The 21,847-nt window shown below is 66.0% G+C and carries 22 protein-coding genes; 6 read left to right on the forward strand and 16 right to left on the reverse strand.

The features are described 5' to 3' along the window. Positions 1-66: 66 nt before the first annotated feature. Positions 67-1,488 carry an NAD(P)/FAD-dependent oxidoreductase gene (locus ACV22V_RS24085; RefSeq protein ID WP_059820442.1) on the reverse strand — a complete coding sequence of 474 codons (1,422 nt, stop codon included), beginning with the start codon at positions 1,486-1,488 and terminating at the stop codon, positions 67-69. 265 nt (positions 1,489-1,753) lie between these two features. On the opposite strand from ACV22V_RS24085, the gene ACV22V_RS24090 reads away from it, so the two are divergent. The 4 genes from ACV22V_RS24090 to ACV22V_RS24105 all read left to right on the forward strand — a co-directional run bounded on the left by ACV22V_RS24090 (position 1,754) and on the right by ACV22V_RS24105 (position 4,189). Then, on the forward strand, positions 1,754-2,416 hold the full coding sequence (locus ACV22V_RS24090; RefSeq protein ID WP_448015737.1) for a TetR/AcrR family transcriptional regulator: 663 nt from the start codon (positions 1,754-1,756) through the stop codon (positions 2,414-2,416). A 435-nt stretch (positions 2,417-2,851) separates the two neighbouring features. Continuing rightward, a complete protein-coding gene (locus tag ACV22V_RS24095) occupies positions 2,852-3,382 on the forward strand; it encodes a PAAR domain-containing protein (protein ID WP_448015738.1) in 531 nt (176 codons plus the stop codon). 5 nt (positions 3,383-3,387) lie between these two features. Further along, complete coding sequence (locus tag ACV22V_RS24100) at positions 3,388-3,933, forward strand: lipoprotein N-acyltransferase Lnb domain-containing protein (protein ID WP_448015739.1); 546 nt, start codon at positions 3,388-3,390, stop codon at positions 3,931-3,933. Further along, on the forward strand, positions 3,914-4,189 hold the full coding sequence (locus ACV22V_RS24105) for a hypothetical protein (protein ID WP_448015740.1): 276 nt from the start codon (positions 3,914-3,916) through the stop codon (positions 4,187-4,189). The genes ACV22V_RS24100 and ACV22V_RS24105 overlap by 20 nt, the downstream gene beginning before the upstream one ends. Before the next feature lie 228 nt (positions 4,190-4,417). On the opposite strand, the gene ACV22V_RS24110 is transcribed toward ACV22V_RS24105, so the two are convergent. The 4 genes from ACV22V_RS24110 to edd form a co-directional block, all read right to left on the reverse strand. Then, positions 4,418-4,921 carry a gluconokinase gene (locus ACV22V_RS24110; RefSeq protein ID WP_059535306.1) on the reverse strand — a complete coding sequence of 168 codons (504 nt, stop codon included), beginning with the start codon at positions 4,919-4,921 and terminating at the stop codon, positions 4,418-4,420. A 13-nt stretch (positions 4,922-4,934) separates the two neighbouring features. Next, on the reverse strand, positions 4,935-6,296 hold the full coding sequence (locus tag ACV22V_RS24115) for a GntP family permease (RefSeq protein ID WP_059535304.1): 1,362 nt from the start codon (positions 6,294-6,296) through the stop codon (positions 4,935-4,937). A 221-nt stretch (positions 6,297-6,517) separates the two neighbouring features. Beyond that, positions 6,518-7,144: a bifunctional 4-hydroxy-2-oxoglutarate aldolase/2-dehydro-3-deoxy-phosphogluconate aldolase gene (eda, locus tag ACV22V_RS24120; protein WP_059465387.1), complete on the reverse strand. Its 627-nt coding sequence runs from the start codon at positions 7,142-7,144 to the stop codon at positions 6,518-6,520. 19 nt (positions 7,145-7,163) lie between these two features. Continuing rightward, complete coding sequence (gene edd / locus ACV22V_RS24125) at positions 7,164-9,020, reverse strand: phosphogluconate dehydratase (RefSeq protein WP_448015741.1); 1,857 nt, start codon at positions 9,018-9,020, stop codon at positions 7,164-7,166. A 293-nt stretch (positions 9,021-9,313) separates the two neighbouring features. Here edd and ACV22V_RS24130 point away from each other — a divergent pair, with 293 nt between their 5' ends. Beyond that, positions 9,314-10,162 carry a MurR/RpiR family transcriptional regulator gene (locus tag ACV22V_RS24130; RefSeq protein WP_059535300.1) on the forward strand — a complete coding sequence of 283 codons (849 nt, stop codon included), beginning with the start codon at positions 9,314-9,316 and terminating at the stop codon, positions 10,160-10,162. Positions 10,163-10,246: 84 nt separating this feature from the next. Here ACV22V_RS24130 and ACV22V_RS24135 read toward each other — a convergent pair whose 3' ends face one another. The 9 genes from ACV22V_RS24135 to ACV22V_RS24175 all read right to left on the reverse strand — a co-directional run bounded on the left by ACV22V_RS24135 (position 10,247) and on the right by ACV22V_RS24175 (position 19,508). After that, the gene (locus tag ACV22V_RS24135) at positions 10,247-10,669 is read right to left on the reverse strand and encodes a CopD family protein (protein ID WP_107938103.1); all 423 of its coding nucleotides are present in this window, start codon (positions 10,667-10,669) and stop codon (positions 10,247-10,249) included. 17 nt (positions 10,670-10,686) lie between these two features. Beyond that, entirely contained in the window at positions 10,687-11,958 is a 1,272-nt protein-coding gene (locus ACV22V_RS24140) for a glutamate-5-semialdehyde dehydrogenase (protein ID WP_448015742.1), read from the reverse strand. 137 nt (positions 11,959-12,095) lie between these two features. After that, positions 12,096-13,190 carry a DNA polymerase III subunit delta gene (gene holA, locus ACV22V_RS24145; protein ID WP_448015743.1) on the reverse strand — a complete coding sequence of 365 codons (1,095 nt, stop codon included), beginning with the start codon at positions 13,188-13,190 and terminating at the stop codon, positions 12,096-12,098. Between the two features lie 18 nt (positions 13,191-13,208). Beyond that, on the reverse strand, positions 13,209-13,763 hold the full coding sequence (locus ACV22V_RS24150) for an LPS-assembly lipoprotein LptE (RefSeq protein WP_059689078.1): 555 nt from the start codon (positions 13,761-13,763) through the stop codon (positions 13,209-13,211). 38 nt (positions 13,764-13,801) lie between these two features. Further along, positions 13,802-16,396, reverse strand: a complete 2,595-nt coding sequence (leuS, locus tag ACV22V_RS24155; RefSeq protein ID WP_059535290.1) for a leucine--tRNA ligase — start codon at positions 16,394-16,396, stop codon at positions 13,802-13,804. Positions 16,397-16,675: 279 nt separating this feature from the next. Next, entirely contained in the window at positions 16,676-17,131 is a 456-nt protein-coding gene (locus ACV22V_RS24160) for an ExbD/TolR family protein (protein ID WP_059535288.1), read from the reverse strand. A 22-nt stretch (positions 17,132-17,153) separates the two neighbouring features. Beyond that, positions 17,154-17,822 (reverse strand): MotA/TolQ/ExbB proton channel family protein, encoded by a 669-nt coding sequence (locus ACV22V_RS24165; RefSeq protein ID WP_059535286.1) that lies wholly within the window; start codon positions 17,820-17,822, stop codon positions 17,154-17,156. A 19-nt stretch (positions 17,823-17,841) separates the two neighbouring features. Next, entirely contained in the window at positions 17,842-18,639 is a 798-nt protein-coding gene (gene dapB, locus ACV22V_RS24170) for a 4-hydroxy-tetrahydrodipicolinate reductase (RefSeq protein WP_059535284.1), read from the reverse strand. 65 nt (positions 18,640-18,704) lie between these two features. Next, positions 18,705-19,508: an outer membrane protein assembly factor BamE gene (locus ACV22V_RS24175; RefSeq protein WP_059535282.1), complete on the reverse strand. Its 804-nt coding sequence runs from the start codon at positions 19,506-19,508 to the stop codon at positions 18,705-18,707. Positions 19,509-19,650: 142 nt separating this feature from the next. Here ACV22V_RS24175 and fur point away from each other — a divergent pair, with 142 nt between their 5' ends. Next, complete coding sequence (fur, locus tag ACV22V_RS24180) at positions 19,651-20,079, forward strand: ferric iron uptake transcriptional regulator (RefSeq protein WP_006753314.1); 429 nt, start codon at positions 19,651-19,653, stop codon at positions 20,077-20,079. A 193-nt stretch (positions 20,080-20,272) separates the two neighbouring features. Here fur and ACV22V_RS24185 read toward each other — a convergent pair whose 3' ends face one another. Both ACV22V_RS24185 and alc read right to left on the reverse strand, forming a co-directional pair. Further along, the gene (locus ACV22V_RS24185; protein WP_448015744.1) at positions 20,273-20,782 is read right to left on the reverse strand and encodes an ureidoglycolate lyase; all 510 of its coding nucleotides are present in this window, start codon (positions 20,780-20,782) and stop codon (positions 20,273-20,275) included. A 13-nt stretch (positions 20,783-20,795) separates the two neighbouring features. Beyond that, a complete protein-coding gene (gene alc / locus ACV22V_RS24190; protein WP_059689080.1) occupies positions 20,796-21,803 on the reverse strand; it encodes an allantoicase in 1,008 nt (335 codons plus the stop codon). Positions 21,804-21,847 lie beyond the last annotated feature (44 nt).

Consider the following 21,847-nt stretch of genomic DNA (forward strand, 5'->3'; position numbering starts at 1 on the left):
TCAGCAATCGCATCGGGCTTTTTCATTGGCGGCTCGCGCGCGCTCGGAACGCGACAACACCGGCGATCAGAACGAAATCATCCGCCCCGGATTGAGCGCGCTCATCACGCTCATCGCCGCCTTCGCGGCCGGAATCGCGATCGGCGACAGTTGCCGGCCCAGCGGAATCTCGCGGTGGTCGATGCCGGTCAGCATCGAGAAATCGTCGTTGCGTCCGACGAAGTCGTCGCAGATCGCCTTGCCGATCCGCACCGTCTGCGCGACGCCATGCCCGCTCCAGCCCTGCACCATGTACATCGGCACACGGCCGTCGGTCTTGCGGCTGTCGGTCGCGCCGTTCAGCGTGAAATCGCTGACGCCGCTCCAGCAGTAGTCGAGCGCGAAGCGGCCGTCGTGCTGCGGAAATACCGTGTTCAGCCGCGTCAGCAGATACGCGTTGACGTCGGGCTGCGCCCAGCACGTACCGGTGCCCTGCCCGCCGAACAGCAGGCGGTTGCCGCGCACGGGCCGGTAATAGTCGATCTGGAACTGCGTGTCGTACACCGGCATGCCGGCCGGCATCAGCGTCGCGACGTCGACGTCGAGTGGCGCCGTCACGCTCACGTACGTGAAGAACGGCACGGTGGTGGCGCCGCCGTCGTCCAGCAGCCGGAACGTCGTGTTGTGCAGCGCGAGCACGACGCCACGGCGCGCCGTAATCGTGCCGCCCGGCGTCGTCGCGACGACGCCCGCCGGCGTCTCGTCGAGCTCCAGCACCTCGGTGCCCTCGTACAGCGCACCGCCGTTCAGCCGGAAGCCGTGCACGAGGCCGCGCACCAGCGCGAGCGGATGAAGCTGGCCGCCGGTCGCGTCGATCGCCGCGCCGTGATACAGCCCCGAGCGCACGTATTCGTCATGCAGCTGATGGCGGCCGACGAGCGTCACGCCGGCGTCGCCGAGATGGCGGCGTGCGTCCGCGCCGTCGAGCAGCGCGCTCATGTGGCCCGGGTGCACCGCCGCCGTGATGTGGCCGCGCTTGCGGTCGAGGTCGAGCGCGTAACGCGCGCCGATCGCGTCGATCAGGTCCATCGATTCGGCCGACGCGAAACGCCACAGCCGCTTCGCGTCGTCGTGCGACAGATGGTCGATCATGTCGGCCGCTTCCCAGCGCGCGAGGCCCGGCGTGAGCTGGCCGCCGTTGCGGCCCGACGCCGCGGAGCCGACGTGATGCTTGTCGACGAGAATCGTGTCGACACCCGCTTCCGCGAGATGCAGCGCGGCCGATGCGCCGAGCAGCCCCGCGCCGATCACCAGCACGTCGCACACCGTGTCGTGCGCGAGCGGCGCGCCGTTTTCATGGCGCGACAACGACGCCTCGTACCAGTTGGCCGGACGCTCGCCGTCGTAGCGCGACGGATCGCACCAGTTCCAGTTGTCCTTTTCAATGTTCAGTTGCGTCTGGTCGAAACGCGATTCGCCCTGGATCAGGGGTTTGTGATTGGAAGTCATGATTGCACTTGCATGGTCTTGGGCCGCCTGTCGAAGAGCCGTTCTGGCTTCGCGGGTGGGGCAGCCGGTTCCACTTGGGTGTCAACGAGATAAAGGGCGCGATGGCCCGTGTTGACGGCAGGCACGCTCGTGCCTGCCAGGATCCCGGACCGTGCAAGAGCACGCATTGAAAGGTGCCGGGACACCCAATTTCTACACCGCAGAAATAATTCTACAGCGTAGAATACGCTTTCGTCAAGATTACAGCCGCTGTCATCCTGCTTCCATGAAAGACAAACCCGCCCAAGGCCCGCGCGGCCTCGACAAGGATGCGATCGTCGCGGCCGCGCTCGCGCTGCTCGAAGAGGTCGGCGAAGCCGCGTTCAGCGTGCGCAAGCTCGCGCAGTCGGTCGGCTGCGACCCGATGAGCGTGCTCTATCACTTCAAGTCGAAAGAAGGCCTGAGCCGTGCGATCGCGAACGCGCTGTCGCGCTCGCTCGTGCCGGTCGATCCTTCGCTGCCGTGGCGCGAGCGGCTGCGCGATCTCGCACGCCAGTATCGCGCGCTCGCGCTGCGCCACCCCGCCGCGTTCGCGCTGCTGCAGCGTCATATGAGCACCGGGCCGGCCGATCTCCCGCACATCGAGACCGTGCATCGTGCGCTGGCCGATGCCGGCATCCCGCGCACCGCGCTGCCGTCCGTGTGCGTCGGCTGGTATGCGAGCGTGATCGGACTCGCCGCCGCCGAGGCCGGCGGCCTCACGCGGCCCGCGAACGACGTCGAGCTCGCGGAAATGCATGCGCTGTCCGATACCGCGCACCCGCTCGTCAAATCGGCCGCCCCGCTCTATGCGCAGCTCGATCCGGCCGCCGTGCACGACACGATGCTGGACGTGCTGCTCGACGGCATCGCAAAACAGGCGCACGACACCGCTTTAGGCACGACGTGAACTTGGCTCCAAACTCAATAAACCAATTCCACAATGTCCATAGGATTGATCCCAAGAGTATTGCAGGGAGTCAAGAATAGGCTTATCAAGCAAAAGAAAAGACGCATCTCTCGATACGACGACTTTTGGACAAGATTAATTTAATATTTTGCTTTTGAGATAAATCCCCCTCACCTCAACGACACGCCCTTCAAGACCTCATATCGTTCAATGCGCTCAGCAATCGTGCTTAACCCCTTACTTTCCGCCTCCGGCTTCCCCACTACAAGACATCCGTAGCCAAACATCCGCTTCCCAAGGAAGCAAACCCGAATCAGAAAAAATCGCCTCTCAACAGCGCTGCCGCATTCACATTCGCTAACCATTTCCCAGCCTCCGACAGGCATCTCAATAAACCACATGGCAAACTCCATCCAATAACCAACAGGAGATTCCATGAAACGATACTTCATTCGAATCGGCGACAAAACAACAGCCGGAGGAACCGTGACACAAGGAGCGAATTTCTTCAGGCACAACGGGAAGGCCGTTGCCTATGAAGGCGCAGAAGTCTATTGCGATGCGTGCGCATCGGCGGGCCGGATTGCAAATGTTCAGCCATTTCGCCCCATGCTGCTGAGAGGCAAACAGGTCGCTCTTGAGAACGACATCTGTATCTGCAAATGCGATCCCCCACCTCGCTTAATTGCCTCACAGAGTACCGGATCCATCTCGTTCAAACTTCACGAGCTTGCGCAATACGGCCTCCATGTAGACGGGGATCCATTCGCGACCTTGATCGAACCTTCGAGCTTCGACGATCGCTTCAAGCTCTTCGACGAAGCTACCGGCAAGCCGCTGGCAAACATGGAATATGTGATTCTGCGGGCGAATGGCGATATTGAACACGGAGTAACAGATCGAAGCGGCCACACGCACTTGCTTTCGTCAACAGCCAACTCCGAGATCGTACACATCTACGTTTAAAAAGAATGGATGCCATCAAATCGAAATCCGGAAAGCCGCTGTTGAGAGTGGCCTCAAAAACGACTACCCCAACGACCGACTCCAATGCAAAGGGAATATCCGTAGACACCAGCCACGAAACCATCGAGGTAATTATCAGCGACTCCCGAATGGTTTCCAGAGGATCGCAGTTCGGTCACACTGCCATCGTCATTAACAATCAAGAATATGGACGTGCTCCGACAGGCTGGGACACCGACACAAAGGAACATTATTTGCATCGTCAGCAGGTTGACATGCATCGCGACTCGTGGGGCTACGTGTTGAGAGTAACCGCCTCGGAAAAGCAGAAGATTCTTACCGAAATTCACGAGCGGATAGCAGCCAACAAACCCTATTCCCTATTCACGAATAGCTGCTCTTCCAATATTGCCGAGATATTGGAAGCAGCAGGGATACAGGCGCACGATCCGCGCTGGTCATTTGCGGATACGATTTCCCCTGCCGACCTCATGATAGGATTAAAGCATTCTCGACGACTCGTTACCGAGCATGTTTATCCGAAAAAGTAGCGTCATCTCGCTACTATCAACCTTGATGATCAATTGCTCCGCGCACCCGGATGAAACATGGGTTGCTGAAGATCGCATTCCTGTCTACGACGGTGTCGACGGAAAGATCATTTTCTTCCTTCAACCGTCGGATAGTTGCGAGCCCGGAATGGACATGGCGGGCAAAGTCGACATGTACACCAAGGTCCAGTGCCAGTCCGGCAACGGTTGGGTAACTGGCGGCAAATTCAAAAAACTTCCCCGCGACAAGAAGTGACTCAGGGCCGAGCGCAAGTCACGCGAGGCAAGGCTGTGCAAGAATCGCCGCGAAGAACGATACGGTGCGTCATACCGAGATTTCCGCGAACACAACACGCTCATACGGAAAGGGCTGAGGCCTGCGCAATACAGGACTCAGCCCTTGGGGGTACGTTTTTTTGCGTATCCGTCATTGCCGGATCAACTCATCTGCACACCCCGTCAGATGGACTACCGCGAACCGCGCTCAGTGCTGCTGCGCGATACCGATCTTCAGCATGACCTGATCGACGATCTGTTCGGGCGTCAGCTCGATGCTGACCACGATCGCTTCATCCGGGCCCGGTTCCTCGAGCGTGTCGAGCTGGCTCTTCAGCAGCGACGGATCGAAGAAATGGCCGGTGCGGGTCTTCAGGCGCTCGTGCAAGACCTCGAACGAACCCTTCAGATACACGAACCGCACGTCGGTGTCGGAGCCGCGCAGCACGTCGCGGTACGACCGCTTCAGCGACGAGCAGGTGAACACGGCGGTCTCGCCGGCACGCTGCTTCTCTTCGATGGCTGCGCGGATCGTGCGCAGCCACGGCCAGCGGTCGTCGTCGGTCAGCGGAATGCCGTTGTGCATCTTTTCCTTGTTCGCCGCGCTGTGAAACGCGTCGCCGTCGGTATAGCTGCACGACAGGCGTTCTGCCAGCATTTCGCCGATTCGCGATTTGCCCGCGCCCGACACGCCCATTGCGATCAGAATCATTGACTACCCCTTGTTACAAAACCACGCTCAGCAACAGCGTAAAGCTCAGACCGAGCACCGAGATGATGGTTTCAAGCAGCGACCAGGTCTTGAACGTCTGACCGACCGTCATCCCGAAGTATTCCTTGATCAGCCAGAAGCCGCCGTCGTTCACGTGCGAGAAGATCAGCGAGCCCGAGCCGGTCGCGAGCACGAGCAGTTCCGGACGAACCGCCGCGCCCGACGCCGCGGCGATCGGCGCGACGATGCCGCAGGCCGTCGTCATCGCGACCGTCGCCGAACCCGTCGCCAGACGCATCAGCGCCGCGACGAACCAGCCGAGCAGCAACGGCGACAGGTGCGCGTGCTTCGCGGTCTCGACGATCTGCTGCGAGATCCCGCTGTCGCGCAGGACGCCGCCGAAGCCGCCGCCCGCACCGACGATCAGCGTGATGCCGGCGATCGGCGCCAGGCACTCGCCGCAGAACTTCTGGATCTGGTCGCGGTTGAAGCCCTGCAGCTTGCCGAACGTGAAGAAGCTCACGAGCACGGCGATCAGCAGCGCGACGTCGGAGTTGCCGGCAAAGCGCAGCAGGTTGTTCGGCAGCGACTTCGGTGCGAACACGAGGTCGGCCCAGCTGCCGACGAGCATCAGCACGACGGGCAGCAGGATCGTGAACAGCGTGATGCCGAAACTCGGCAGTTCGCGCTTGCGACCGTCCGTGTGCGTATCGACGAACTGCGCCGCGAGCGGGTTGTTTTCCGGCAGCTTCACGAACTTCGAGATCATCAGCGCGAACAGCGGACCGGCGATGATCGCGGTCGGCACACCGACGATCAGGCCGAACGCGATCGTCTTGCCGATATCGGCGCCGTATTGCTGAACGGCCAGCAGCGCGGCCGGGTGCGGCGGGATCAGCCCGTGCACGACGGACAGGCCGGCCACCATCGGCAGACCGACGACGAGCAGCGACTTGCCGGTGCGCTTCGCGACGTTGAACGCGATCGGGATCAGCAGCACGAAGCCGACTTCGAAGAACACCGGCAAGCCGACGATGATCGCGACGAACATCATCGCCCAGTGGATGTTCTTTTCACCGAACCAGTCGATCAGCGTGGTCGCGATCCGTTCGGCGCCGCCCGATTCGGCCATCATCTTGCCGAGCATCGTGCCGAGGCCGACGACGATCGCGATGTGGCCGAGCGTGCCGCCCGTGCCCGTTTCGAACGACTTGACGATCTTGTCCATCGGCATGCCGACGACGAGACCCAGGCCCAGCGAAACGATGATCAGCACCAGGAACGGGTAGATCTTGTAGCGCGCGATCATCAGGATCAGCGCGGCAATCGCGATCAGCGTGAATACGAGCAGCATGCTGCCTTGGACAGCCCCCATGTGGCACTCCTCCTTGAATTGTTCGAAACCGGGCGAGCTGTTGCGAGTATGCCCGGCTATGCAGGTCTCCGAAACACGGGGGGTACCCACCCCGTGAGGACGCTGAATTTTACTTATCTTTAGGGTCCGCGGATAGAACCGGTTCCATCAGCAAAAACCCTCGGTAAAACAAGCACTAAGCGCTTGCCTGCCGAGGGTCAAACCTTCATTTCGTACAAGTATTAACGGTGAAGCTGGCTTGCGGCTTGCGCGAGACGCGTGACCTCGGCCCAGTCCTGCGCGGCGAGTGCGGCCTTCGGTGTGAGCCACGAACCGCCGACGCACACGACGTTCGGCAGCTTCAGGAAATTCGGCGCGGTGTCGACCGTGATGCCGCCCGTCGGACAGAACTTCAGCGCCGGGAACGGGCCGTGGAACGCCTGCAGCATCGGCACGCCACCGGCCTGCTGCGCGGGGAAGAACTTGACGATTTCGTAGCCGAATTCGAGCGCCTGAATGATGTCGCTCGGCGTCATCACGCCCGGCAGCAGCGGCAGGCCGGCGTCGAGCGACGCGAGGTGCAGATCCTTCGTCAGGCCCGGCGACACGCCGAACTTCGCCCCCGCGCGCTTCGCCTGCTCGCAGTGCTCGGGCTTCGTGATCGTGCCGACGCCGACGACGATATCGTCCGCGAGCTGGCTCGCGCGCTGGATCGCCTCGAGGCCCGCCGGTGTACGCAGCGTGATCTCGAGCACCTTGACGCCGCCCGCGTGCAACGCGCGCGACACGTGTTCGCCCTGCTCGACCGAGTCGAATGCGAGCACCGGAATCACCGGGCCCAGCTTCACGATTTCAGCAATCGTCTTCATCAAATTCGCTCCTTGAAATTCATGCAGAGACGCGGACGGCCGCTTCGCCGACCAGCGCCCCGAAAACCGATGCGCCCTGCTCGGCCGGCGCGGCCGCCGCGCGGAACACGCCGAACAGTTCGCGACCGAAACCGACTTCGTTCTCGGCCTGATGCAGCGGCTGCGCGACCGGGCGAGCCTGCCACTCGGCGTCGTCGACCTCGATGTCGAGGATGCCGGCCTCCGCGTCGATCACGAGCGTGTCGCCCGTCTTCACCTTGCCGAGCGGGCCCGCCAGCAGCGCTTCCGGCGACACGTGGATCACGGCCGGCACCTTGCCCGACGCACCGGACATGCGGCCGTCGGTCACGAGCGCGACGTGGAAGCCCTGATCCTGCAGCACGCCGAGCAGCGGCGTCAAACGGTGCAGCTCGGGCATCCCGTTGGCGCGCGCGCCCTGGAAGCGCACGACCGCGACGAAATCGCGCTTCAGCTCGCCGCGATCGAAGGCTTCCTGCACGGCTTCCTGCGAATCGAACACGATCGCGGGCGCGGTCACCTTGCGGTGCTCGGGCGCGACCGCCGAAATCTTGATCACGCCGCGGCCGAGCCGGCCCTGCATCAGGCGCAGGCCGCCGTCCGGCTGGAACGGGTCGCGAATGCCGCGCAGCACCTTCGTGTCGTGGCTCTCGGCCGTGCCGTCGACCCACGTCAGCTTGCCGTCGATCAGCTTCGGCTCCTTCGTGTAGTGCGACAGCCCCTTGCCCGCGACGGTCGTCACGTCTTCGTGCAGCAGCCCGCCTTCGAGCAGGTTGCGCACCAGGAACGCGACGCCGCCGGCCGCGTGGAAATGGTTCACGTCGGCCTTGCCGTTCGGGTAGATCTTCGCGAGCAGCGGCACGACCGCCGACAGCTCGTCGAAATCGTTCCAGTCGATCAGGATGCCGGCCGCGCGCGCGATCGCGACGAGGTGCAGCGTGTGGTTGGTCGAGCCGCCCGTCGCGAGCAGCGCGACGATCCCGTTGACGATCGCCTTCTCGTCGATCACATGGCCGATCGGCGTGTACTGGCCGCGCTCGGCCGTCAGATCGAGCACGCGGCGCGCGGCTTCGGCCGTCAGTGCGGTACGCAGCGGCGTGTGCGGATGAACGAACGCCGAACCCGGCAGGTGCAGGCCCATCAGTTCCATCAGCATCTGGTTGCTGTTCGCGGTGCCGTAGAACGTGCAGGTGCCATGGCCGTGATACGCGGCCGATTCGGCTTCGAGCAGTGCGTCGCGGCCGACCTGGCCGGTCGCGAACTGCTGGCGGATCTTCGCCTTGTCGTCGTTCGACAGGCCGCTCGTCATCGGGCCGGCCGGCACGAATATGGTCGGCAGGTGGCCGAACTGGAGCGCGCCGATCAGCAGGCCCGGCACGATCTTGTCGCAGATGCCGAGGCAGAGCGCCGCGTCGAACATGTTGTGCGTGAGCGCGATCGCCGTGCCCATCGCGATCGCCTCACGCGAGAACAGCGACAGCTCCATCCCCGGGTTGCCCTGCGTGACGCCGTCGCACATCGCGGGCACGCCGCCCGCGAACTGCGCGACGCCGCCGTTCTCGCGTGCGGCGGCCTTGATGATGTCAGGGAAATCCTTGTACGGCGCGTGCGCGGACAGCATCTCGTTGTACGAGGACACGATGCCGATGTTCGGCTCGCGGATCGCCTTGATCTGGAATTTGTCGCTGCCTTCGAGACCCGCGAAGCCGTGCGCGAGGTTCGCGCACGACAGCGCGCCACGCGCCGGGAACTTGCCCTGCGCGCCGTCGATGCGCTGCAGATAGGCGGAACGGGTCGATTGGCTGCGGGCGATCACGCGTTCGGTGACTTTCGCCAGGGTGGGGTGCAGCGACGTCATGCTGGGCGCTCCTGTATGCCGGACGACACCGGCGGTTGGAATCGTGGGGACGGTCGAGTGCGTCGAACGAACGAAGCCAGTCTAGTAGAAAAACTACAAGCATGCAATGCGGATTCACATGCGCGCAACCCTTATTCCCGCCACCAGCAAGGCTTTACCTAGTGAAAACCCTAATCATCAGCATTCATTGCTCCGGAAATCTCTGGCGATGGAGCTAGCATTTTCATGTAGATTTTCTACAATTCGATTGCGATACACTCGCTCATCCGAACCCGATTTTCATTCGCCGTCCCATGCTGCCTCGCATTGAAGCGATCCGCGCCGACCTGCGCCCGTCCGAGCGCAAGCTCGCCGACTACATTCTCGCCGCGCCGCGCGAGGTGCTCGACCTCGCGATGACCGAGCTGTCGACCCGCGCGGGCGTCAGCCAGCCGACCATCGCGCGCTTCTGCCAGGCGCTCGGTTGCAGCGGCTTTCGCGAATTCAAGATCCGGCTCGCGCAGAGCGTCGCGCCGGGTGTGTCGTCGGTCTATCGCGACGTCGAGCCCGACGAGCCCGCGCCCGGCATCATCGGCAAGGTGTTCGACCGCACGATCGGCGCGCTGATCGAAGTGCGCAACAGCCTGTCGGCCGGCAGCGTCGCCGAGGCGATCGCGCTGCTGTCGAACGCGTCGCGCATCGAGTTCTACGGCGCCGGCGGCTCGGGCATCGCCGCGCAGGACATCCAGCACAAGTTCTTCCGGCTCGGCGTGCCGAGCGTCGCGTATTCGGACCCGCACACGTTCTCGATGTCGTCGGCGCTGCTCGGGCCGCACGACGTCGTCGTCGCGATCTCGAATACCGGCCGCACGCGCGATATCGTCGATGCCGCGCGCTCGGCGCTCGCGTGCGGCGCGAAAGTCGTCGCGATCACGCAGAGCCACTCGCCGCTCGCGAAGCTCGCGACGGTGAGCCTCGCGTCGAACGTGGCCGAGGAAACCGACGTGTTCTCGCCGATGACGTCGCGGATGTCGCATCTCGCGATCGGCGACATTCTCGCGGTCGGCGTTGCGCTGTCGCGCGGGCCCGCGCTGATGGAACGCGTCGGCCGCGCGAAGGAAGCGATCACGCGGCGCCGGATCGACGACCCAACGAAGGAGTGACGCGTACGACGCGCACATGAAAACGGCGCCCCGAGGGGCGCCGTTGCGCATCGATCGACTACAGGCGTGCCGCCGCCGGAAAGTTCAGAACGGCTTGATCACGACCAGCGCGACCGCCGCGAGCATGCCGAGCACCGGCAGTTCGTTGAACACGCGATACCACTTGTCGGTGCGCTTGTTCTCTCCGCGCTCGAACACCTTCAGCAGGTGCCCGCAGTACGCGTGATAGATCACGAGCAGCAGCACGACCGTCACCTTCGCGTGGATCCAGCCCTGCCCCTGGCCGATGCCGATCACGAGCCAGAGCCACAGCCCGCATGCGAGCGCCGGCACGGCGATCATCGTCATGAAGCGAAACAGCTTGCGCGCCATCAGCAACAGGCGCCGCACCGCGGCCGGATCGGTCTCCATGGCCAGGTTCACGTAGATGCGCGGCAGGTAGAACAGCCCCGCGAACCACGCGGCGATCAGAACGATATGGAACGTCTTGACCCAGAGCATTGCCATCGGTTGTGCGCCTCGCTTTACTGACGGCCTTCGCCGTGCCCGAGCACGACGTACTTCAGCGACGTGAGCCCTTCCAGGCCGACGGGGCCGCGTGCGTGCAGCTTGTCGTTCGAGATGCCGATTTCCGCGCCGAGGCCGAATTCGAAGCCATCCGCGAAGCGCGTCGACGCATTGACCATCACGCTCGCCGAGTCGACTTCGCGCAGGAAGCGCATCGCGCGGTCGTGATCCTCGGTGACGATCGCATCGGTGTGGTGCGAGCCGTAGTGGTTGATGTGCTCGATCGCGGCGTCGAGGCCGTCGACGACCTTGATCGCGAGCACCGGCGCGAGATATTCGGTGTGCCAGTCTTCGTCGGTGGCGTCGACGAGCGGCCCGATACCGGCCTCGGCGAGCACCGCGCGCGCGGCCGCATCGACGCGCAGCTCGACCTGCTTGTCGCGATACAGCTTGCCGAGCGGCGGCAACAGCGTCGCCGCGATGCCGCTCGCAACGAGCAGCGTTTCCATCGTGTTGCAGGTGCCGTAGCGGTGCGTCTTTGCGTTGTCGCACACCGTCAGCGCCTTGGCGAGATCGGCACGATCGTCGACGTACACGTGGCAGATGCCGTCGAGGTGCTTGATCATCGGCACGCGCGCCTCGTTGATCAGGCGCTCGATCAAGCTCTTGCCGCCGCGCGGAACGATCACGTCGACGAATTCGGTCATCGTGATCAGCTTGCCGACCGCCGCGCGATCGGCTGTCGCGACGACCTGCACGGCATCCTGCGGCAAGCCGGCCGCCTCGAGCCCTTCGCCGATCAGCTTCGCGAGCGCCGCGTTCGATTCGAGCGCCTCGGAGCCGCCGCGCAGGATCGTCGCGTTGCCCGACTTCAGGCACAGCGCGGCCGCGTCGATCGTCACGTTCGGGCGCGACTCGTAGATGATGCCGATCACGCCGAGCGGCACGCGCATCTGGCCGACCTGGATCCCGCTCGGGCGGTACTTGAGATTGCTGATCTCGCCGATCGGATCGGCCAGCGACGCAACCTGACGCAGGCCTTCGACCATTGTCTTCAGCGCCTTGTCCGACAGCGTCAGGCGGTCGATGAACGCCGCATCGAGCCCCTTTTCACGGGCACGGGCGACGTCGCGTGCATTCGCATCCTTCAGCGCCTGCGCGTCGCGCTCGATCGCGCGTGCCACGGCATCGAGCGCCGCGTTCTTCGCGGCCGTGCTGGCGCGCGCCATCGCGCGGGAAGCGTGCCGGGCACGGCGGCCCAGGTCCGTCATGTACTGGTCGATATCCATCGTGTGACTCGAAAAGCGAGCCGCTTGGCGCGGCGTGAATTCGTGGGAAGCGTGGAGCGCGGCGGCAAGCGCGCCGCGCCAGCTATCGAAACATTGTAAGCGGGTTGCGATGCGTGCGCTGGAGGCCCGGACAGGGCTTAACGACGCACGCGACCCGCGGTCGGCGGTCGCTCGCCGCGGGCGCCGGCCACCGTCATCGCGAGCTGGAACAGGCCGTCCCATGGATCGGGCGGCGGATCGTCCTGCGTGCGGCGGCCCGGCGTGACGGCCGACAGCCCCTTCACCTGCCGGTCGAGCTTCGCGGCGAACGCGAGCGCTTTCTCGAGAACCGCTTCCGACACGCGGTTCAGCGCGGGGCCGACCAACCGCTCGCGCGGACCCCACACGCGGTTCTCGCGCAGCAGCGTGGCGAGCGGCTTGCCGGCCGTCGCGCCGCGCTTGATCCGCAACAGCGTGCGCAATTCCTCGACGACGGCCCACATCACGAGCACGATCGCCTCGCCCTCGCCCTTCAACCCGTCGATCATCCGCGCGAGCCGCGCTGCGTCGCCCGCGAGCATCGCCTCGTTCAGCTTGAAGACGTCGTAGCGCGCGACGTTCAACACCGCATCGTGCACCTGCTCGAACGACAGCACGCCCTGCGGATAGAGCAGCCCGAGCTTCTGGATTTCCTGGTGCGCGGCGAGCAGGTTGCCCTCGACGCGCTCCGCGATGAACTGCAGCGCGCGCCGGCCATCGTCGCCCGGCGCGGCGCGCTGGCCCTGCATCGACAGACGCTGGCCGATCCAGTTCGGCAACTGCGCGCGGTCGACCGGATCGATCTTCAGCGCGACGCCGCCGTTCTGCAGCGCGGTAAACCACGCGGATTTCTGCGTTGCCGCGTCGAGGCGCGGCAACGTGACGAGCAGCAGCGCGTCGGGATTGGGCGTCGCCGCGAGCGTCTTGAGCGCTTCGGCGCCTTCCTTGCCGGGCTTGCCCGACGGAATGCGCAGCTCGATCAGCTGACGCTCGCCGAACAGCGACATCGCCTGGGTCGCGCCGAGCAGCACGCTCCAGTCGAAGCCGCGCTCGACCGTATGCACCGAACGTTCGGTGAAGCCGGCTGCGCGCGCGGCCGCACGAATGCGGTCGCACGCTTCCTGCGCGAGCAGCGGCTCGTCGCCGTAGACGGTGTAGAGCCCGGCCATCCCCTTCGCGAGGTGCGGCTCCAGCGCATCAAGTCGCAATTGCATCGGTGCGTGCGCGGGCGATCAGAGCGGCGGCGGCGGCAGCGGCGCGCGCGGCGCAACGCCCGGCACCACGTCCTCCGGCGCCGGCGTCAGCGAGTGGACGATCGCGAGACGCCGCATCAGCTGGTCGACCGCGTCGTTCTGCATGTCGCCGTACAGGATGTCGGCTTCCTGCGCCTTCGCGTTCGTGTACTGGTCGCTGTACGTCATCGCGCGGTTCAGCGCGATCGCGCTCGGCGGGATCAGCACGGTGCCGTCCTTGCTCGTCAGCGTGTAGTTCAGCGTATAGAACAACGCGTATTCCTGCGCCGACCCGAACTTGTTGAGCGTCAGCGTGTTCTGGCCACGCGACTCCCACATGTGCAGCACGGCGTCGGCGTCGTCCGCCGACTTGACGATCTTCGTGTCGCTGCCGGCCTCGACGAGGCGCGTGAGACGCGCCTCGACGGGCGCCGGCGCACCGGCCACCAGCAGGTGCTTGAACGCGTAGTCCTGCTGGCCGCGCAGCTGGAAGCCGCATGCCGACAGCGCGACCGCGCTGCCGACGGCGAGCATCAAAAACGATCTGCGGATCACCTTCGCTCCTTCTGTGTACGCCCGACGGCCGGCGGCCGTCAGACGACGATGTTCACGAGGCGGCCCGGCACGACGACGATCTTCTTCGCCGGCTTGCCGTCGCTGAACTTCGCGAATGCTTCGTCGGCCACCGCCGCCGCTTCGATCGCCTCGCGGCTCGCGTCCTTCGCCACCTTCAGCGCGCCGCGCACCTTGCCGTTCACCTGCAGCACGAGTTCGATCTCGGCCTGCTCGAGCGCGGCCTCGTCGACCTTCGGCCACGGGGCGTCGAGCAGCGGGCCGAATTCGTCCGCGTAGCCGAGCGCCTTCCACAGCTCGAACGTCACGTGCGGCACGACAGGGTACAGCACGCGCAGCAGCACGCCGTACGTCTCGCGCAGCACGCCGGGCGTCGCGCCCTTCGCGCCGTCGATCGCGTTCAGCATCTTCATCGCGGCCGATACGACCGTGTTGTACTGCAAACGCTGGTAGTCGAAATCAGCCTGCTTCAGCACGCTGTAGATCTCGCGGCGCAGTGCCTTGTCGGCGTCGCCGAGCGCGGCCGCGTCGAAGCCCGCGCGCGCGGCGAGCGCTTCGCGGTTCGTCGCGCCGAAGCTCCACACGCGACGCAGGAAGCGGCTCGCGCCTTCGACGCCCGCGCCCGACCACTCGAGCTGCTGCTCGGGCGGTGCGGCGAACATCGTGAACAGGCGCGCGGTATCTGCGCCGTACTGGTCGATCAGCACCTGCGGATCGACGCCGTTGTTCTTCGACTTCGACATCTTCTCGATGCCGCCGAGCACCACCGGCTGGCCGTCGGTGTTCAGCGTCGCGCCGACCGGGCGGCCCTTGTCGTCGTGCGTGACCGTCACGTCGGCCGGGTTGTACCAGGTCTTCTTGCCCGCCGCGTCTTCGCGGTAGAACGTCTCGTTCAGCACCATGCCCTGCGTCAGCAGGTTCTTCGCCGGCTCGCCGAACTTCACGAGGCCGAGGTCACGCATCACCTTGGTCCAGAAGCGCGAATACAGCAGGTGCAGGATCGCGTGCTCGATGCCGCCGATGTACTGATCCATCGGCATCCAGTAATCGGTGCGCGCGTCGACCATCGTCTCGGCGTCCGGCGCCGTGTAGCGCGAGAAGTACCACGACGAATCGACGAACGTGTCCATCGTGTCGGTTTCGCGCTTCGCGGCCGCGCCGCACTTCGGGCACGTGCAGTTCAGGAACGCTTCCGACTTCGCGAGCGGGTTGCCCGAGCCGTCCGGCACGAGGTCTTCCGGCAGCACGACCGGCAGGTCCTGCTCCGGCACCGGCACGTCGCCGCACGACGGGCAGTGGATGATCGGGATCGGCGTGCCCCAGTAGCGCTGGCGCGATACGCCCCAGTCACGCAGGCGCCACGTGACCTGCTTGTCGCCGAAGCCGCCGGCCTTCAGGTCGGCCGCGATCGCATCGACCGCCGCGCCGTATGCCATGCCGTCGTACTTGCCGCTGTTGACGCAGACCGCGACTTCCTTGTCGCCGTACCACTCCTGCCATGCGTCCAGCGAGTACGTCTGGCCTTCGGCCGCGATCACCTGCTTGATCGGCAGGTCGTATTTCTTCGCGAACGCGAAATCGCGCTCGTCGTGCGCCGGCACGCCCATCACCGCGCCTTCGCCATAGCTCATCAGCACGTAGTTGCCGATCCACACCTCGACCGGCTCGCCCGTCAGCGGATGCGATACCGTGAAGCCCGTCGCGACGCCCTTCTTCTCCATCGTCGCGACATCGGCTTCGGCGACGCCGCCGCGCTTGCATTCGTCGATGAACGCCTGCAGTTCCGGCTTGCCCTGCGCAAGGCGCGTGGCGAGCGGGTGCTCGGCCGCGATCGCGCAGAACGTGACGCCCATGATCGTGTCGGCACGCGTCGTGAACACGCGCAGGAGCGCCTTCTCGCCGTCGAGTTCGTACGGGAAGCCGAAGTTCACGCCGAAGCTCTTGCCGATCCAGTTCTGCTGCATGATCTTCACGCGCTCGGGCCAGCCGAGGCCGTCGAGGTCGTTCAGCAGCTCGTCCGCGTACTGCGTGATGCGCAGGTAGTACATCGGGATCTCGCGCTTCTCGACGAGCGCGCCCGAGCGCCAGCCGCGGCCGTCGATCACCTGCTCGTTCGCGAGCACGGTCTGGTCGACCGGGTCCCAGTTCACGGTGCCCGTCTTCTTGTACGCGATGCCCTTCTCGAGCATCTTCAGGAACAGCCACTGGTTCCACTTGTAGTAGTCGGGCTTGCACGTCGCGATCTCGCGCGACCAGTCGATCGCGAGGCCCATCGACTGCATCTGGCCCTTCATGTAGTCGATGTTGTCGTAGGTCCACTTCGCGGGCGGCACGCCGTTCGCCATCGCGGCGTTCTCGGCCGGCATCCCGAACGCGTCCCAGCCCATCGGCATCAGCGTGTTGTAGCCGTTCATCCGCAGATAGCGGTACATCACGTCGTTGATCGTGTAGTTGCGCACGTGACCCATGTGCAGCTTGCCGGACGGGTACGGCAGCATCGACACGCAGTAGAACTTCGGCTTCTGCGAATCTTCCTTCGTCTTGTAGGCATCGGCTGCGCGCCAGTCGCCCTGAGCGGCGGCTTCGACGTCGGCGGGTACGTATCTCTCGTGCATGGTGTGGTTCGGACTAGGCTTTAAGCGGCGCGCCACGGGGCGGGCACGCGGAAGTGGACGAAATCGGGCAGCCCGGCGGCGGGAGCAGGCTCACGGTTCTCGGGCCTGCCTCATGGTTCCGGATATTCGCCGGGTAACCCGGAAGGTCTCCAGGTTACCCGGCGAAACCCTGCCAACCGGGCGGAAACGACGATTATACCGTCCGTGGCGGGCGGGACGGCCGGTCTCGCGGGCCGGCCATGCATTCTTGCCCGCCCGGGCGCGCGGGCGGCCTGCGCGTCAGCGTGCCGCGCCCGCGGCAGCCGGCGCGGCGGTGCCCGCCGGCGGCATGTCGGTGACGAAGCCGATCCGCGTGAGGCCCGCGGCCTGCGCGGCGCCCATCACCTGCGCGATCACGTCGTAGCGGGTCGCGCGCGATGCGCGCAGCCGCAGCTCGGGCGGCGCAGCGCCCGCGGCGGCGGCCCGGAAACGCGCCGGCAGCGCGTCGAGTGCGACGGGCGCGTCGTCCCAGTAGAGTTTGCCGGCGTCGTCGATCGACAGCGTGACCGACTGCGGCGTGTCGCGCGCGACGCTGGCCGCGACCTTCGGCAGGTCGAGCCGGATCGCGTGCGTCATCAGCGGCGCGGTGATGATGAAGATGACGAGCAGCACGAGCATCACGTCGATCAGCGGCGTCATGTTGATCTCCGCCATCGGCGCGGACGTCTTGTGGTGCTCCAGTCCGCCGAATGCCATGGTCGTTCCTCCCGGCCGCGCGTCAGGCGCCCTGCGCGCACACGAATACGTGAAGGTCGCGCGCGAAGCCGTCGAGTTCCTCTGCGAGCTGACGCACGAGCCGCCCGAGGATGTTGTAGGCGAGCACCGCGGGGATCGCGACGACGAGCCCGAACGCGGTCATGATCAGCGCCTCGCCGACCGGCCCCGCGACGTTCTCGATCTGCGCCTGCCCGCTCGCGGCGATGCTGCCGAGCGCGTGGTAGATGCCCCAGACGGTGCCGAGCAGCCCGACGAACGGCGCGGTGCTGCCGATCGACGCGAGCAGCACCTGACCGAATTCGAGACGCCGCTGCGAGCGCAGCATCGCGTGACGCAGCGCGCGCAGCACGCGTTCGCTGCGCTCCACACGCGCGGCGAGCGCGGCCGGATCGTGTTCGTCGGCCGCATCGCGCGCGGCTTCGGCGAGCGGTACGAACACGCGCTCGCGGTCGGCATCGGCGAGCGCGGCGATGCCGGCGTCGAGCGACGCCGCGCGCCAGAACGAGGCGAGCGCCCGCGGCCCCTGCCGCTTCGCGCGGACCAGCAGCCAGGCTTTCATGAGGAGGAAGCACCAGCTGGCGACGGACATCGCCAGCAGCACATAGGCGACGGCGTGCGTGATCGCATCGCCGCTTTCGAGGTAGTGGACAACGCCGGTGGGAATCGCCATCGGAGTTTCCCCGTGAGGGTCAGCGCAGGCCGAGCACGTCCTGCATGTCGAACAGGCCGGCGCCGCGCGCCGACAGGAAGCGGACCGCACGCAGCGCGCCCTGCGCGTACGACACGCGGCTCGACGACTTGTGCGTGATCTCGATCCGTTCGCCGATCCCGGCGAACAGCACGGTGTGATCGCCGACGATGTCGCCGCCGCGCACGGCCGCAAAGCCGATCGTCGACGGATCGCGTTCGCCCGTCACGCCGTGGCGGCCGTACACCGCGCATTCGTCGAGCGAGCGCCCGAGCGCGCCGGCGACGGCCTCGCCCATCATCAGCGCGGTGCCCGACGGCGCGTCGACCTTGTGACGATGGTGCGCCTCGATGATTTCGATGTCATAGCCGTGCGAGAAATGCTTCGCCGCGAATTCGAGCAGCTTCAGCGTGACGTTCACGCCGACGCTCATGTTCGCCGCGAACACGATGCCGATCTTGCCTGCCGCGGCCTGCAGCTCCGCCTTCTGCTCGGCGGTGAAGCCGGTCGTGCCGATCACGAGCTTCACGTCGTGGCGCAGCGCGGCCGCGACGTGCGCGATCGTGCCTTCCGGCCGCGTGAAGTCGATCAGGTAGTCGGCCTGCGCGAAGACGGCGTCGAGATCGTCGGTCAGCTTGATCCCGGTTTCCTTGCCGAGGAACGCGCCCGCGTCCTGGCCGAGGAACGGCGAATCGGCGCGGTCGAGCGCGCCGACGAGCTGCGCGTCGGAATCGTTGAGAACGGCTTCGATCAGCATCCGGCCCATACGGCCCGATGCACCGGCAATCGCAATCTTCATGGCTTTCTACACGACAGGTCTAAAGGCGGGCGGCGCATGCCGCCCTGTTTCCGCTCGCCGGCCGCTTACTGCGACTGGGCCGGCGCGGTGAGCGGCTGGTTCTGCAGGTTGTCCGAACCCCGCGGGCCGACCGGCGGCGACGCCTCGTTCGACACGTTCGGCTGCGGCGGGCGATGGAACTGGAATTGCGGCTGGATCGCCGGCGCGGCGCCCGGCGGCTGGCCGCCCGGCACCGGCGCGCCACCCGAGGCCTGCGCGGACGGCGTGAAGCGGCGGGCGGTCGTGCCCTGCCCCGACACCTGGTTGGTCGCGCGGTTCGCCGCGCGCGCCGCCTGGGCGTTGGCATCCTGATCGACGACCGCGCCCGAAACCGGCTCGGCGGACGGGCTCGCGGCAGCGGCCGCCTGCGCGGCGCTCGCGGCAGCAGCGGCTTCGGACGCCTTCTTCGCCGCGGCCGCGGCCTTCGCCTTCTTGCCGCCGCGATCGCCGTCGATATCGGCCAGCAGGTCGAGTTCGGACGGCAGGTTCTCGGCACCCGTCCAGCTCGCGAGGCGATCGCCCGCGAACGTCAGCACGAGGTCGCGCTGCTGGACGACGGACGTCGAGCCGCGCTTGAAGTAAAAGAGGTAATCCCAGCGGTCGGCATGGAACATGTCCGACAGCAGCGGCGTGCCGAGCAGCGCGCGGACCTGCTCGCGCGTCATTCCGGCCTGCAGCTGCGCGGCCTTCTCCTGCGACACGAAGTTGCCCTGCACGACAGTGATCCGATAGGGCGTGATGCTCTGCGCGATGCGCTGCGTCACGCTGTCGTACGACGAACAACCAGCCAGCGCGGCAACGGCGGCGGCAGCGATGATGGCACTCCGCATGCGACTCCTCTGAAGGTGCGAAAGAGATTCCGGGAACATTTCCGTCACCGTGCAGGCCCGCGTCGCGGGCCGCGCGTGTTTCTGGAACGGCGAAAAGCCGGTAACATTGAAGCCCTGCATTGTACTCTAGGGATGCCTAGCCATGACCAATCCGACGGATCTCAAGAATATCGGGCTAAAGGCCACCCTACCGCGCCTCAAGATTCTCGAGATCTTCCAGCAAAGCCCGGTGCGTCACCTGACGGCCGAAGACGTCTACCGCAACCTGCTCAACGAGCAGCTCGACATCGGGCTCGCCACCGTTTACCGCGTGCTGACGCAGTTCGAGCAGGCCGGCCTGCTCACACGCAGCAACTTCGAATCCGGCAAGGCCGTGTTCGAACTGAACGAAGGCTCGCACCACGATCACCTCGTCTGCCTCGATTGCGGCCGCGTCGAGGAATTCTTCGATGCCGAGATCGAAAGCCGCCAGCAGGCGATCGCGAAGGAACGCGGCTTCCGGCTCCAGGAACACTCGCTCGCGATGTACGGCTCCTGCACGACCGAGAACTGCCCGCACCGCAAGCACTGATCCGCACGCTTCACGCCTGCGCCACGGCCCGGCCGGCATCTCGCCGTCCGGGCCGTGTCGTTTTCGGGATCGGAATGGAAAAGGCCCGCACATTGCGGGCGGGCCGGTTCGGGAATGTTTCCGATCGTGAGCGGCGAGCCATGCCGCCGCCGTGTGGCGCGCGGTGCTCGACGCCCGACGCCTTCGTCGCGCGTCAGGCCGGCGCGAATTCGAGCGCCCACGCGTCGTCGAGCGGAATCTCGTCGCAGTTCGGCTGCGGGCCGCCACGGTCGACTATCACGAAGTCGCTGACCGCGTCGAGCGCGAGCAGCGGATGGTGCCAGACGCCCTTCGCGTAGTTCACGCCCTGCCAGCCTTCGGCGAGGAACGCGCGCATCGCGTCGGGCCGGAACTCGCCGGCCGGCGCGACGACGATCGCGTAGCGCGACACGGCCGCGAGCGGAATGAACGCCTGGCTGCCGTGCGGATGGCGCTCCATCAGCGTGATCGCGACCGGCAGCGCGCGCGGCTGCGCGCGAAACACGCTGACGAGCGGCCGGCCGCCGTCCGCGCAGACGTCGATCGTCGCGAGATCGTGGAAGCGCTCGGTCGTGCCGCCGTTGATCGGGAAGTGCCGCGCGCCTTCGAGCGCGATCACGTCGCCGAACGGCGCGAACGCCTCGCGGGTCAGGCGCTCGACGCGCAGGATGTGTGGTCCGCTCATGCCGATTCCTCCCTCAAGCCGGCTCGCCCCACAGACGCAGGCGCGACACGCCGCCGTCCGGGAAGATGTTGAAGCGCACGTGCGTGACGGGGCCGAGCGCCGCGAGCTGGTCGAACGTATGCACGTGGTCCATCTGCAGCTTCTGCTCGCCGAGCAGTTCGGCCCAGAACATCGCCTGCGTGACGAGCGAATCGTCGGTGCCGCCCGCGACCCGCGCGGCCTGAAGCGAACAGCGGTCGGGGAAGTTGCCCTTGAAGAACGCCGTGTCGACCTCGACGCGCCGGATGATCCCCGGCCGCGCCAGCGCGACGATCGCCCAGTCGTTGCCGGGCTCGCGGCGGCGCCGCGTTTCCCAGCCGTCGCCCATGTTCGCACCGCGCCCCGGCATCAGCATCTGCGACGCCGGACCGAAGTGCTGGTTGTTCGCGGCCACCAGGTAGCCGCCGTTCTCGATCGCCGCGAGATCGACGAGCTCGCCGGCCGGCACGTGGCGCCAGTCGCGCTGCGGCTGGCCGTATACGCGCAGCCGCGCGAGCCCGCCGTCCGGATACAGGTTCACGCGCAGGTGCGTGACCGGCTGCGCATCGTCGACGCTCACGTAGTGGTGCGAATTGCCCTGCAGCGTCGTCGCGGGCACGATCGTGCGCCATTCGGCGTCGTCCGGCGGCGTGTCGCCGTCCACCGCGCATGCCTCGATCGACGCGGCCGGCGGGAAGTTGCCGGTGAAGTGGCTCGTATCGAGATCGACGCCGTGAATCACACCCGGCCGCGCGAGCCGGACCACGCAGAAGTCGTGGCCGGTGGTGCGCTTGCGGCGCGTTTCCCAGCCGTCCATCCACTTGCCGTGGTCGTCGTACTTGCCGGGAATGAAGACGGCCGGCTCGGGATTCAGCATGCGCTCCTTCGGCGCGAAGAATTCGTCGCTGGCGAAGAGCGCCTGCGCGCCCAGGCGCGGATCGGCGAGGTTCATGTAGCGCCGCGTGAAGGCCGGCGCGTTCGGATCGAGGATGGGGGCTGCCATGTCGTCTCCATTATCTTGATGAGGGCCGGCGCATCGTGGCGCCG

Source organism: Burkholderia sp. AW33-5, from assembly GCF_053427615.1.